We start from the raw sequence: 13,317 nt of genomic DNA on the forward strand, positions 1-13,317 counted from the left end.
TCCACCAAGTTGTAAGCTAAATATTAAGAACCCAAGTTGAAAGTTCATCAAGCGTTATTGTTCCATTATTTAATGCTTCACTCGGAATCAGGAACGTTTCCCCATCCTTCTCTATCTCATAGTCTACTCCAGAATAGCCGACTTCTTGGGGAGGTATGGTATATAGATTCTGAATCGTGAGCAGATTATTTTCTACTGAATAGGGCGTATTAGTAGGCCGATACCTTCTTCCAGACGCATATACATATTGACATCGTGGTTGAGGACCAAGACTCCCATTTTCGTCATTAAACTGAGAAATCTCAGCTCGAAGGGTCGTAAGCAAGCTCACTCTGAGTATCTCCGAATAAGCTACTGATCTACGTTCAAAAGGATAAATATTTTCGTATACAATACTGTGAAGGAATTGCAGTCCCTTTTTCGAGATTTCAATTTCGAATTGGGTTCCTCTAAATGTGTATTGAACTGAAATTTGATTCCCGTTGTCCGTGATGCTGCCGGCATTATGAATTGTGGCATTGCGAATTACTTTATAGATTCGGTAGACATCTTTTAGTACAGACTCTGACAAATTAGTATCCGGTAAACTACGAAGTTTCTGCGCATAGCTCTCACCCACCAACGCTGGATACTTACTGTCCACATAAGCATCCAACATACCAAAAAACATAAAGACATTCAAAAGAAAGTTCTGATTCAACTTTGCGGAAGAGAAAGAGTCATGGAGAGTTAAAAAATGATTGTTACCCTCCACCTTCATGATCTTTGGAACATGAATCTGAATATCAGATTGTTGGATCAAACGGCTCGTTTGTAAGATAAACTCACTTAGCATTTCTATTACATCCCCCTCGTAAACAATTACACTCCAATTTACATTTTAATCCATCCCTTTATAGAAGTACAGTGATTGAATAGTTGAATTCTAGGAGAAGACCGAATTACAGATAGTCCCCTAATAGATTGTCGCAGTACCAAACTCTATTTCGAGTTCGGTGCTGCGTTTTTTATTTCCGAAATTTTTTTTGGAAGAAGGGTCTGGTTTGACCACAAAAATGAAACGGATGGTAGAGGGACACGCCCTCGACTGTTCTTTGACAATAACGTAACATCTCATCCGGTACGTTCCCCGCATGCCCGTAGCATACGCCTATTCGTTTTATTTTGGCAATGGAGATTGTTTTACCTGAGTTATAAACTGCGTCTAAATATTGAAAATAATAACCCGGTATTCTGTTTTTTTCGAGGTGAACTTAAAATCATGGGGATCAGCAGCAAATCGGCATAAAAGGCCAGCTTCGGATCAAGAACGAAGCTGGCCTTTTATAACAGCAGTTAGCGTTTCCAAATAGCTTCAATTTTCTGCGATAAATGTCCACCCAATCTTCTATAGTGGTATATAGTTGGTTGCATACCATATTCCATCATACTTCACACTTTACCTTGAAATCGAATGGGTTATCAATCTTTGCTACTCCTGAGCTCTTTCTTCCACTTCAACCTCTTGCTCCAAATTATCAATTTCAACTTCAACAAGATTACGAATCATCTCATAGATTGCAATATCCTGATTGATAGCTTCAAAGCTAACCACTAAAGAATATTTGGCGGGTATATTAGCGTCCCAACCTTTATGTCCGCGTACAGCTATGCAAAAACTATCAGTCAGTTGGTTTGATTTAACTATAGTCCAATCCTTTTGTAGTGTATTAAAAGACCTCGAAAAATCTTTGGCTTGTCCATGGTTACTTTGTTCGCCAATAACCCAATTAAAGTTTCCATCATCATCAACAGCAGCACCTGTCACCAGGATTCTCTCTGCAAATGAGTTAATATCCTCACCAACTTTACTGCATCTCCAATCTAACCAAGTAGATAGATATCTGCCAATTGTTCTCCTTGTATTTCTTGGTTTCGCAGCATAGGATAAGGTAACTTCTATTCTAATATCATAGTCTTCACCGACAGAGTACAGTTCCTCAGGGATAGGAACCTTAAAAATGTGCGACTGACCTTCTTTAAGAAATAAATATTCCTCTGTAACTAAAGTTACGCGGTATTCATCATTTTGGGTTGCTCTCGTAACATCAGGATGCCCATATCCAATATGTCTAACAATATCTGGTACACTTTTAAAATTTTCATTTATTCCTTCCGGCCACTGAGCAGATTGTGCGATTAAAGCTCTATAAAGTAAAGCAGGTGAGTTAGGGTAAAGTTTTTGAACCTCTGCTGCAATAAAGGCAACCTTAGGTGTTGAAAAAGAGGTGCCTATAGCATCTCTTGATAGGGCAACTCCTTCTGGAGAAACTCGTATCAACTCGGGGCATATTTCTTCAGGAGTAGTGAGTCTTACTTCATCACCCTCTTTGTTTCTAGCCCATGTTCCTCCATATTCAACCACATCCGGTTTAATAGAGTTCCAAATTCCAGATCCTGCTCTAGAAAATGCTGATGGCTCATTCTTTCTTCCAATAACTATTGTATCTTCCGTCTCATAACTAGAATGTGATATTGATCCTACAGTCAGAGCTTGCATGCTCTGTGCGGGATTTGCAATTCTTGATCGCTCATTAAACAGGTAAGACGGATAAGGAATCTGTACATTATAAAAATCTTTAATTGTGTCCATGCTGAGATTCCCCGCCGCTTGAATAAACAGAACATCGTTATCATAACTTTGCAGATCGATTTCAGTAGCCCACGGTGACATATGTTTGATTTCACATGAATTTCTTTCAGCAATAGAATGGTTGAAGATTTTAGTTTTTCTTTCAGTTTTATTTACGTACTCATCAACAATTGATTTGATAAAGAGGGGAGGGAAGATACTACTTTGAATTGCATACTCGTTATGTTCATCTAATACTCGTGCATTCCTAATAAAACATGGCAACTTATATGTACCGGATTGGGGTACTTCAAAGGGATAAAGAATTGCACCCGCAACTCTGGTGCCATGCCCGCCATTGCTTACCTCATCTGCAACCGATGTTGCTCCCTTAACATAACATTTGGAGTCTTCGCTCAGTATTGCAGGTTCGATATACCTGTGTCCTTCTTGAATTCCGCTATCGATAACTGCAATAATTGGGGCGTCATCATCGGGCGGAATTATTTGAATATCCTGATCAAAATCTTCTATAGCACTTTCTGTCGATGTTCCTATGCATAAATCCCCGACATACTCAATAGCGAATATGGGAGAAAAATTGTAGACCAAGTCACGCAAACATTTTCCACTTATTCTGACCCTAACCGAAAAACTATCACAGAATTCTAAAAAAACTGGCTCCCCATCTATAAATGAACTTATAAATTCACCTTGATAATGAGATATAAACTCTCCAAATTGCTGCTCACGAGTTGATTTCAATTCATCCCACACATCATAGGCATCGTAATATTTTTGCTGCCAATTCAAAAACCGTCTGCTTTTCTTATATTCTTCCTCACTTACATCATCGGGTTTGGCTGGCGGTTGTTCTAATTCGAAGATGTTGCCAGAGCAACTGATACTAACATCAACCTCATACTTATCAATTTCATTTATTGTTCTCCAGATGCCTAACAAATTGCTTCCAAATATCTTTTCAAATCGGGATTCATCCTCGTGAAAAGCATATACACGAGCAGGTGTATTACATCTATTTGAAACTTCATTGATAAAATCTTCCGTTTTCCGATATAAAGTAGCAAAATTAAAATCACCATTCGAAACAATAACATAACCATTTTCAAGCTCAGAGACAACTTCAAATCCTAGACCTTTTAAAAAGCTAACATCACTATTGGGGTCTATTTCCAATAATATTGGAATTCCAGTTTTAATTTCTGGTAAATGTTCTTTGACTCGCTCTTCTTGCTTTTCTTTCCAGAATTTAGATAACTGAGAAGCTTTCCTCTTTATATATCCCCCATGACCTACACGGTTTTTCCTGTTTTCAAGCGTCCTGGGGTCCTTACCTCCACCAGGTCTTAATTTTGGTTTTCCGTAATGCACCATTGATAAAGGAAGATGTGAAAACTCCCCTGTTATCGCCATAACTCCACCTCATTACTGTTTCATAGAAATATTGTTCATAACTCCCAAAATATGTTCTTTACTTACAATTTTTGAACCTTCAAGAATACAACTCTTAGCAGCATTTTGCGCAATCGATACAATGTTGGCGGCAGAGTGTCCTTCAAGCTTATTGGAAAGCAACTGCCAATCGATATCTTTACTTACATTAATAGCAGAAAAAGTGGTTGTCAGCAATTTTTTTATCTCAACAACTGAAGGTTTCGGTATCTCGATGATATCATCGAACCTTCTAAATAAGGCCTCATCAAGCGATACTTTTAAGTTTGTAGTAGCTACAACCAAGCCCGGCGAATTATACTCATCTAACAAAGTCAACAACATATTTACAATGCGAGGTACCTCGCCAACATCCTGACTCGATGTTCGTGATTTAGCAATAAAATCGCACTCGTCAAGTAATAACACAACAGGTTCATTTTTGCTGTAATCAAAAACTGATCTTAAGTTGGACGCTGATTCTCCAAAGTACGAAGAAAGCAACGAGTCAAATCGCACTTTTAATAGAGGTAGTCCTAAATTCCAAGCTATTCTTTCTGCAGCTAGTGTTTTTCCACAACCTGGCTCACCATATAACAGCACTTTTTTCTTTGGGGTCAGATTGAATTTTGCCAGCCGTTCTTTGGCAGCGTACTCTTTCTCAATAATCAAGAGTCTACCTTCAATTTCATCATTTAAAATCATATGATGTTTCAATTGTTCCCGCGATACATAAGAAACTAACTGCATATCATTTCTTTTACTGGTGGGTAATGTCCCCATTCCACTAATGTTGTTTTTATCATTCCTGAACTGTGTGTACCCAGTGCTAACTTTGGGTTTTTCATTATATTTAATTTTTTCGAGGGAGTCGGCCAAAACTCCATGGTTTTTCTCACGTTCACTTAAAATAATAAGATCAGCAATTTTTTTTAAAGCCACAGTGTCTTCTGAAAAGATGGCTTTAAAAAGCCTCTTATATAGATCAGCATTCATATAAACATTTCCTTTCTAAAATTTGAATATTTAGTTTTCTATCCCATTAAATAAGACCATCTGGGTAATATTTTTCCCTTGAAATTAGTCAATAAACGGGTTATCGACAACAAATGCCTTGCTTTCATGTTCTCACATCATCCAAATACCGTCAAAGTAATTGTTGGCTGAACATCAGCCTATGTTACTTCAGTTCTTAATTATCTCCCAATAAATAATCCCACCCATCCTTCCTGCTTAGAAGTAATTTTTTGAATCGATATTCTATCCCAAGACAAACGCGGTCGGAATCAAGAGCAAGGGCGGCTATTGATATTTCGGTGTGACAGAACCACTGGGTTAATCAGTCAGAGCCGATATGTTATGAGATAGAACCCCCGTGTTATTGCAGTGAGCCATTCAGCGCGGCGGAGAGGTGTTCCTGTTAGGGGCTTACGAGGGCTACACCAACTGAGTGAACAACGCCAAGGAGCTGTTATCTATATATACAGGTAAGCATACAACTTAAATTTTACGCCATTGATTTGTGCCTCTGCGGTCTTTCCCAACGGGCTCAATTCCTAAATCAGCACTTTGTTCAAAAGCCCATCTCCCGAAGAGAGATGGTGAATTAGGCAATGCGTCGCGTATATAAAAGACATCGCCAGAATTAAGATTGCTAATGTATGCCTTTATCTCAGCCCACTTCTGTTCGTAATTGTGTTGGGGAAAAAGCAGATTACGACCATAAGCACTAACTGATGGGAATCCTGCTGCTTCCGCCCGACTTTTAATGTCTGCAAATTCTGCCTCTGTAATTTTTATTCGAAGTTCCATAATGCTAATTTCCTCCATAAAGTTAAATTGACGGGGAATATCCCCTTCACCTGCAATTTACATTATAAATTATTGGATGTCAACACTTCGGAAACGATGTTTCGTCGAGGATTGACTTTTTGTCCTGACACTAATATGTTATTGTCAGGACAAAAAGTGAGGTGAAGAGATGTCCTCCAAAAAGATGGGGCGTCCTCCATCTGACAAACCCAAAGGTAAAACAATTGAGATACGTGTCGATCAGGAAATTATGAGCAAGCTTGATGCTTCCGCTGAGAAGCTAAATACGACACGTTCAGACATCGTTCGCAGAGGGATTGAAAAGGTGTATGACGAGCTCCAAAAATAAAGAAGGAAGCAGCGTGAGTCCCGCGAAGAACACCGCTACTTCCTTGCCTGCAATCGCTACGTGAGCAGACTGCATAAATATCCTACCATGTGCAGGAATCTCATTCAAGCGATGCGATGCAATGATGGGAGGATGACCATGAAATCGATTCTGGAAGGCCTGTACCGCGGACAACTTCATCCCGAGGAGATCATTGTGCCGACTCATCCTGAATATCGGCTGTTAAGCCGACAACTTGGCGCTATGACTGAAAAATGGAGAAAGGAACTCAGCGACGAGATGTTTCGTGAGCTTGAGAAGTATTCTGATTTATGTGTGAGCGTAAACAGCTTACATGTTGAAGCTGCCTTTGTTCATGGCTTCAGACTTGGTGCCAACATGATCATTGAAGTCATGAGTAAGCGTGAGGAGTTGGTTCCAAATGAAGCTACGGGCGTGTCATTATAATGAATGTAGCGACGTCATGGGGGTTGTATGTGGGGATGGAACAACACGTCGCCTCAACTGCTCCGAGATCGAAGCAACTTTGGATATGCATGCATCGGCGCGTTCCCGTTTGATCTGGCTTAAGGAAAATGAGCCGTTTACCTATGCTGAATTGGTTCTCAACAACAATTTGAAGCGCTATGCTGAGGAATACAGCCGGGAATACCTGAAACAGCAGAATGAACTGGCAGAGCAGCTTGAAGCTCACTATCAGGACAAAGCATATGCGCAGGCTATTGCGAGAGAAATCATGATGCGCGGCGATTAACGCCAACTTTCATTGAAGGAAGCGTAAAAGGCAGAGGAAGCTTTCAGGTCAACCAGTCGCAAGGACGGATGACAATCGAAAGCATCGTCGCTTGACGCTTCCCTCATTCTTTTTCTCGACAGGTTTCTTTTAGGCAACGTGCAACGTTGCAGCAAGCACTGAATTTGGATATCCAAATTCGCTTGTTAGGGGTGAAGCCCCTAATACCCCTCTCGCAGACAGCCGAGATTCATCAATTCATTCCCCATCGCTTTTGAATCAGTTCGAAATCATCCATTCACACTTCTTCCAATACAGTGAAGTTCGATAACGTTACATTGCAATCGCCGGGGGCTTGGGGGCGTAGCCCTCAACAAGCGAATTTGGGAGACCAAATTCAGTGCTTGCTGCACCGTTACACGGCGCCATAAAGCACCTGCCGGGAACAATAGGAAGGGCTGGCCGGAGTCAAGAGCGTTTCTTCGCGCGGGGCGGGTAAGGCGTTTTTTGATCGGTGCGGCCAAGTAAATAATCGACACTTGTTTGATGGAAGTCGGCTAATGCGATTAAGAGCGCTGTCGGAATATCGAGCTTTCCCCGTTCGTAATCACTGTACGTCCGCTGTTTGCAATTCAGATGCGCACATAGCTGCTCCTGTGATAAATCCTTATCTTCACGCATGTTTCGTATTCGTTCATAGACCACAAGCACTCACCTCAGGATGAGTATAGTTCAGTGGATAATCCGCTATTTACTTTCAGTGTGTTATGCACTAGAATTTTCTATACACGCCTTTACTCATGCCGGGGCGAGCCTGAACGATTTGGTCGGCGAAGGAGGGCATCATGGCGAAAGGAGTCGAGGAACTGCTGGCGCGTATCGAAAGCGTTCGCCGGGAACTAAATGAGCAAGCCCTGCATGACAGTCTTCCAAGCCCGGCGATGCTCGAAAAATCAAGGGAGCTGGATCGTCTGTTGAATGTGTATCAAGCCTTCAAAACGGGAGTGCAGATTATGCAAGGCTGAGATCCCTGCTTTTTTTAAGGTAATCGGCACAGAGGTGTCCGATTTAGGCGCGAAAATGAAACGGTTAGTAGAGGGCTGTATTTGAAGAAGCCCTCCGACTAACCGTTTTATTTTGGAGAGGAGAGCGAGAACATGAAGTCTCCCGTCTTTCGTGACGACCGGCATGAAGCTTTTTACTACCGAATGTTAGCCGAAAGTCGTTGTACCGACAGTTACCATCGCGCCTTGTTTTACACGCTGGGACTGTCGAAGGATACCCGCCCCCATATTCAGGACTTGTTCGACTTTTCCGATGGCGGCATCAAACCGGAAGGCCTGTCTGCTTCCTGGCAAACGGGAGGTTCTCTCCGTATCTGTCGTTTGGCGTTTAATCTCTGGAACGGTTGGAGCCAAGCGGGCGAGGAACGGTATTCAACTCCGTATGAACTGTTTGATTGCGAAGCTGCTCCCTACTTTTTTGAAGCGATACGGATGCGCTATCCGGCGTATACTCGCCAACCGACACCTGTCATCAAGCCTCATGCCGAACACACGCGGTGAGCCGCGTTTGGGAGATTTACGGAAGGGAGAGACGCGGATGAACGAGGAGAAGCTTCCTCTGCCATCGGCTCCGGCAGACCGCGACCGCGATCCGATACACGAGATGCAGTTGGGGAAAAGCTTGTATATCGTGCAATGTCATTTTATCGGTAATGAAACGCTTGGTGATAAAATCGAACGGCTTGTTTTGCGAACATGGGAAGATGAAGCGTTCAGAAGCCGATGAAGCCGGAAGGGAATCCTCGCGGTTCCCTTTTCTCATAGACGCGGGACACCCTACCTCAACCTTCCAAAATCCGGTATACTGAAATCAGCCGATTTGTTGCTGGGAAAGGACGGAGGATGAAAAAACAACAGCAAACCCGAACCGCGATCTACTGTCGTTTGAGTCGGGACGATGAACAGAGTGGCGAGAGCATGAGTATCGAAAATCAACGGATTTTGCTCCGGCGTTACGCGAAGGAGCAGGGCTTTGAAGTGGTTGAGGTGTACACGGACGATGGCTGGAGCGGCACCAACTTTGATCGCCCCGACTTCCAACGAATGAAGAGAGACATTGAGAGCGGCCGTATTGATATTGTGCTGGTCAAGGATTTGAGCCGTTTGGGCCGCAACCAGATTGAAACAAGCCTGTGCATTCAGGTGTTTTTCCCGGAGCATCAGGTACGCTTTATTGCCGTCAGCGAGAACATCGACACAGCCAAGGGCGAAGACGATTTCATGGAGCTGCGGAATCTGTTCAATGAATGGTTCGTCCGCGATACGAGTCGGAAGGTCAAGAGCGGCTATCGCCAGCGGGCGTTAAACGGCGATTACACGGGAGCCTTTGCCCCTTACGGCTACCGCAAAGACGAGCAGAACAAGCATAAGCTGATTCCTGATGAAAAGACCGCCGCGATTGTGCAACGCATTTTCCGATTAGCGGTGGAAGGTCACAGTCCCTTTAAAATCGGCAGACTGCTGCGGGCAGATCGTGTTCTCACTCCTCGCGCTTATTTGGCGGAGCAGCATCAGCGTTATCTGAAGGTCGCCAATACCCTTCATCCGTATGATTGGGGCGCAACGACCGTCAAGGCCATTCTCCAGAACAAGGCGCATCTGGGGCACATGGTGAGCCACAAGGCAACCAAGCCCTCTTTTAAGAAAAAGCGGGTGGTCGCCGTGCCCGAGGACGAATGGATTGAGGTTCGGAATACGCATGAGCCGCTAATTGACGAGGAAACCTTTGCTTTGGCGCAGAAGGTCATTCGGGTGAGGAAGCGTCCAACCAAAGAGGGCGAGCATCAAATCTTCGCGGGGTTGCTGAAATGCTCGACCTGCGGCCAAGGCTTGTCCTTCGCTCACGGCGGCAGCAGCAAAACCAGCGGCGGTAAGGGAGGACGCGGCAGCTTTGCCTGTAATCAGTCGCGGACGCGCGGCAAAGCGTATTGCAGCTTCCATTACATCAGCTATGTGGACATCTACGAGATTGTATTGGCCGACATCCGGCGACACGCGCAGACCGCCAAGGAGAAGGAAAGCGCCTTTGCGGAGAAGCTTGCCACGTTGAGCCAGAACCAGCAGAAAAAGCAATGGCGAGCCGCGATGAAAGAGCGCGTCAGGTTGAACAGCCGGGAAAGCGAACTGCAAACGATTCAGCGGAAACTATATGAGGACAATGCTTTAGGAAAAATCACGGACGAGCAGTATGCGGCGTTGTCGCGAGATTTTACAGCAGAGCAAGCTCAATTGAAGGAACGGCTCGAGCTGCTGGATGATCAGCTTCAACAAGCAGAGAACAAGCAGGAAAATACGACTCGATTTTTGGAACGGGTACGAGAGTATACGGATATGAAGGAATTAACGAAACCGATTTTGAATGAACTTATTGATAAGGTTGTTGTGTATGATGCCGAGAAGGTCGGAGGCAAGCGCGTGCAGAGCATTGATATTTATTACCGATTCGTCGGGTTACTTTCGTAAACGACTAAGTTATGTGATCTTACTTTAAGTGAGGTGCTTTCTATGGAAGATGAATTAATTAAGTCGCTTGACAAACTAATAAACAAGTATATCTTTGAATCAAAAAAGTTCGTTGAGTTTTCAGCATTTCCGTATGGATTATTGGATAATTTGATGGTTAACAAGAAAACAAGCAAGCTTGTCTATGACTTTGAATATTTTGTTTTCACAAAGAGCTTAAAGACTCTCATAGCCATAAGAAACCTTTTGAAGGATGACTTAAATGAAGATGTGTTCACGCTAGCTAGAAGTATCTTTGAAAATTACTTAAGTTGTAGGTATTTACATGAGAATGACGACAGAATTGATCAGTTTGTCGTACACCCCATAAAGATATCTCTGGCCCACTATAATGTTCAATCAGATGGCACAATAATGGACCGAAATAAAACTATTATCGGAACTCAAGAAAATCCAAGTAAATTTAAGGTAGGTAAAGACAAGCAATACTTTTACGTTTTCTATGATTTACTTTCAACTTATGCGCACTGTAATTTCGGTGTAGCATCATGCTATTTTGATAGCGATTTTAGTTATACAGTTACAAAGGTTAATAATAGTTTACTTGTTAGGACGATTATTGTCTTTATATTCTCTAAGTTATTTGAACTAATCGTTACTGTTGAAGGTGAGGATTTTAAAGATGCAAGAACCGAAAAGTCTTGTTATAAATTAGTGCTCGATTCCATACAACTATTAAATATTTCGCTAGACACACTTAAAAATCACTATGTTGAAACTACAAACGAGACTAACAAATATATAAATAAACGAATGAAAGAGTTGATGAAAGACATGAAAAAATCCCTAAAAGAAGAGCTTGGAAGTATAGTCAAAGAAGAAAGTAACGTCACCTAACATAATATTCATCCCGCGGTTCGTCCTTCATAATAAATGAAATCGGGAAGTGGAATCAGCCGAGTAGAAGGGTTTTGGGGAATTATGGGGAGTCGGAAAACATCTAATGTCATCAGCTTAATTTCGTAAAAGACTGAGGTTCTTACCTCGTTAAAAATAGAATAATCCTTTAATATATTTTGATCCTACGGGGAATTGGTGTGAATCTAAAGATAAGACGTGGTCTCATCCAGGTTCGTGTAACAGTTCTTCTTCAAAAGAGAGTCCCGACTACCAAAACAACGGAAAATCAGTAAAAAACGGGAAAAACTTCATGGGACCATTGAGAACATATAATTATTACACAGAAACTCAAATGGGATCTATATACAATGATTGGAGTACTTATGGAGACGCTGTTTACCGGAATGCTCCTGCAGAGCTGCAGCAAATATTAAAAAGTTCTGCATTTTCCGAAGTTTTTAAAAATGGTATGGCACTGGAATACTTCATAGCAGGCGTTACAATAGGCAGATTTGGTAAAACAGGTAAAAATAACAAAAATAAAGGTTGTAATTGTTTTACATCCGGAACAAAGGTATTAACAGATGAAGGGGAGAAAAATATCGAAGACATTGAGGTCGGAGATAAGGTTCTCGCCAAGGATGAGAATAATCCTAATGGAAAAACAGCTTATAAGGAAGTAACTGCTTTATATCGCAACCAACGTGATGATATTATTAAGTTACATGTCGGGGAGCGAGTCATCGAGACAACCGATAACCATCCGTTTTGGGTTGAAGGCAAAGGGTGGCTCTTCGCAGATGAACTTCAAGTGGGGGACAAACTCCAAAAGGCGGACGGAAGCAACCTGACGATTGATAAGGTTGAGTATATTAAACTGGATGAGCCTGTTACCGTGTATAACTTTACTGTTGCGGACTACCATACGTATTATGTAACGGATTTGGGCATTTGGGTGCATAATACGAATTGTACATCTGCCGGAACTTCATTCAGCTATAGTCATCAACCTGTCAAAAAAGGTGGAAAGAGTATAGCAGACCAAATATCTGAAAGAGGTTGGAATGATAAACGTATTGGCGAAGCAATAGATAATCCTGCAGGTATTGTAAATTGGACAGATCAAAGAAAAGGCATGAATAATGCACCAGTCACAGTATACTATCACAAAAATGGTGGTTACGTAGCTAGGAGGAACGATACGGGAGAAATTATCCAAGCTAGTGACGTTAATGACCCGAATTGGGGTACCTATTGGTCGTCAAGTGATATTAAATGGTTAAAGTAAATTTGATTATATTGTAAAAAGGTAGGTGAGGAATGGTCATTTGGAATACAGAGTACGATGAAGCACAGTTGGAGAACATAAAAATTGTTGAGGAACGGCTGTCTCTTGAGTTCCCAAAGGACTATTTAGAGTGTGTACTTAAATATCAAGGTGGTAAACCATCTCTATGTAACATCATGGTGGATGAGAATACAATTGTACAGTTTAGTTGCTTATTGACGTTCTTAGCTTTTGATGAGCTTGATATTCTCGATGTGTACAATTCATTAAAAAAAAATATTCCATCAGGATTAATACCATTTGGGTTAGGGTCGGATAGTTATCTATTTTGTTTTAATTATCGTTTAGGTGAACCGCCTGTAATATCAATATGCAGACCAAGCGATACTGGTGAGAACAATGTTGTTGATATCAGCGATTCATTTACAGATTTAACTGAAAAGTTGTTTTGATTTTTGACCTTGAGGGCGGCAATCCTCAAGGTCTTGCTTTTACCCCTACCCAGTGCCGAATGAATTGGGCGGTACGTCATGAAAGAACTTAACCCTCATCACCTCCGTATGATATTTCTCCGAAACAACTGTACGCACACACAAAATGCTTGATAATATAACCCCTTTGTCTAAATCTGCATTCCCGTTATAG

Annotated in this window: 15 protein-coding genes; 10 read left to right on the plus strand and 5 right to left on the minus strand. The window is 42.0% G+C overall.

Annotated elements, in window-relative coordinates; all coding sequences use genetic code 11:
• Positions 1-16: 16 nt before the first annotated feature.
• The 4 genes from AC6B99_RS23805 to AC6B99_RS23820 form a co-directional block, all read right to left on the minus strand.
• On the minus strand, positions 17-835 hold the full coding sequence (locus AC6B99_RS23805) for a hypothetical protein (protein WP_496664384.1): 819 nt from the start codon (positions 833-835) through the stop codon (positions 17-19).
• Positions 836-1,471: 636 nt separating this feature from the next.
• Complete coding sequence (locus tag AC6B99_RS23810; RefSeq protein WP_496664385.1) at positions 1,472-4,045, minus strand: S8 family peptidase; 2,574 nt, start codon at positions 4,043-4,045, stop codon at positions 1,472-1,474.
• Positions 4,046-4,057: 12 nt separating this feature from the next.
• Positions 4,058-5,059 carry an AAA family ATPase gene (locus AC6B99_RS23815; RefSeq protein WP_496664386.1) on the minus strand — a complete coding sequence of 334 codons (1,002 nt, stop codon included), beginning with the start codon at positions 5,057-5,059 and terminating at the stop codon, positions 4,058-4,060.
• 504 nt (positions 5,060-5,563) lie between these two features.
• Complete coding sequence (locus AC6B99_RS23820) at positions 5,564-5,875, minus strand: hypothetical protein (protein ID WP_496664387.1); 312 nt, start codon at positions 5,873-5,875, stop codon at positions 5,564-5,566.
• A gap of 169 nt (positions 5,876-6,044) precedes the next feature.
• Between AC6B99_RS23820 and AC6B99_RS23825 the strand changes: the two genes are divergently transcribed.
• The 3 genes from AC6B99_RS23825 to AC6B99_RS23835 all read left to right on the plus strand — a co-directional run bounded on the left by AC6B99_RS23825 (position 6,045) and on the right by AC6B99_RS23835 (position 6,978).
• The gene (locus AC6B99_RS23825; RefSeq protein ID WP_332071821.1) at positions 6,045-6,224 is read left to right on the plus strand and encodes a ribbon-helix-helix protein, CopG family; all 180 of its coding nucleotides are present in this window, start codon (positions 6,045-6,047) and stop codon (positions 6,222-6,224) included.
• Between the two features lie 138 nt (positions 6,225-6,362).
• Positions 6,363-6,671 carry a DUF6809 family protein gene (locus tag AC6B99_RS23830; protein WP_496664388.1) on the plus strand — a complete coding sequence of 103 codons (309 nt, stop codon included), beginning with the start codon at positions 6,363-6,365 and terminating at the stop codon, positions 6,669-6,671.
• Positions 6,646-6,978: a DUF6061 family protein gene (locus tag AC6B99_RS23835; RefSeq protein ID WP_496664389.1), complete on the plus strand. Its 333-nt coding sequence runs from the start codon at positions 6,646-6,648 to the stop codon at positions 6,976-6,978. The genes AC6B99_RS23830 and AC6B99_RS23835 overlap by 26 nt, the downstream gene beginning before the upstream one ends.
• Before the next feature lie 447 nt (positions 6,979-7,425).
• On the opposite strand, the gene AC6B99_RS23840 is transcribed toward AC6B99_RS23835, so the two are convergent.
• Positions 7,426-7,662, minus strand: coding sequence for a helix-turn-helix domain-containing protein (locus tag AC6B99_RS23840; RefSeq protein ID WP_246067651.1), 237 nt, complete (start codon positions 7,660-7,662; stop codon positions 7,426-7,428).
• A 140-nt stretch (positions 7,663-7,802) separates the two neighbouring features.
• On the opposite strand from AC6B99_RS23840, the gene AC6B99_RS23845 reads away from it, so the two are divergent.
• The 7 genes from AC6B99_RS23845 to AC6B99_RS23875 all read left to right on the plus strand — a co-directional run bounded on the left by AC6B99_RS23845 (position 7,803) and on the right by AC6B99_RS23875 (position 13,124).
• Positions 7,803-7,982, plus strand: a complete 180-nt coding sequence (locus tag AC6B99_RS23845; RefSeq protein ID WP_496664390.1) for a Spo0E family sporulation regulatory protein-aspartic acid phosphatase — start codon at positions 7,803-7,805, stop codon at positions 7,980-7,982.
• A gap of 132 nt (positions 7,983-8,114) precedes the next feature.
• Positions 8,115-8,522, plus strand: coding sequence for a DUF6075 family protein (locus AC6B99_RS23850; RefSeq protein WP_496664391.1), 408 nt, complete (start codon positions 8,115-8,117; stop codon positions 8,520-8,522).
• 37 nt (positions 8,523-8,559) lie between these two features.
• Positions 8,560-8,748 carry a hypothetical protein gene (locus tag AC6B99_RS23855; protein WP_496664392.1) on the plus strand — a complete coding sequence of 63 codons (189 nt, stop codon included), beginning with the start codon at positions 8,560-8,562 and terminating at the stop codon, positions 8,746-8,748.
• Between the two features lie 116 nt (positions 8,749-8,864).
• On the plus strand, positions 8,865-10,484 hold the full coding sequence (locus AC6B99_RS23860; RefSeq protein WP_496664393.1) for a recombinase family protein: 1,620 nt from the start codon (positions 8,865-8,867) through the stop codon (positions 10,482-10,484).
• Between the two features lie 42 nt (positions 10,485-10,526).
• A complete protein-coding gene (locus AC6B99_RS23865; protein ID WP_496664394.1) occupies positions 10,527-11,381 on the plus strand; it encodes a DUF5677 domain-containing protein in 855 nt (284 codons plus the stop codon).
• Positions 11,382-11,694: 313 nt separating this feature from the next.
• Complete coding sequence (locus AC6B99_RS23870) at positions 11,695-12,672, plus strand: polymorphic toxin-type HINT domain-containing protein (RefSeq protein WP_496664395.1); 978 nt, start codon at positions 11,695-11,697, stop codon at positions 12,670-12,672.
• A gap of 32 nt (positions 12,673-12,704) precedes the next feature.
• On the plus strand, positions 12,705-13,124 hold the full coding sequence (locus AC6B99_RS23875) for an SMI1/KNR4 family protein (RefSeq protein WP_494862980.1): 420 nt from the start codon (positions 12,705-12,707) through the stop codon (positions 13,122-13,124).
• The last annotated feature ends 193 nt before the right edge of the window (positions 13,125-13,317 follow it).

Source organism: Paenibacillus liaoningensis, from assembly GCF_059609455.1.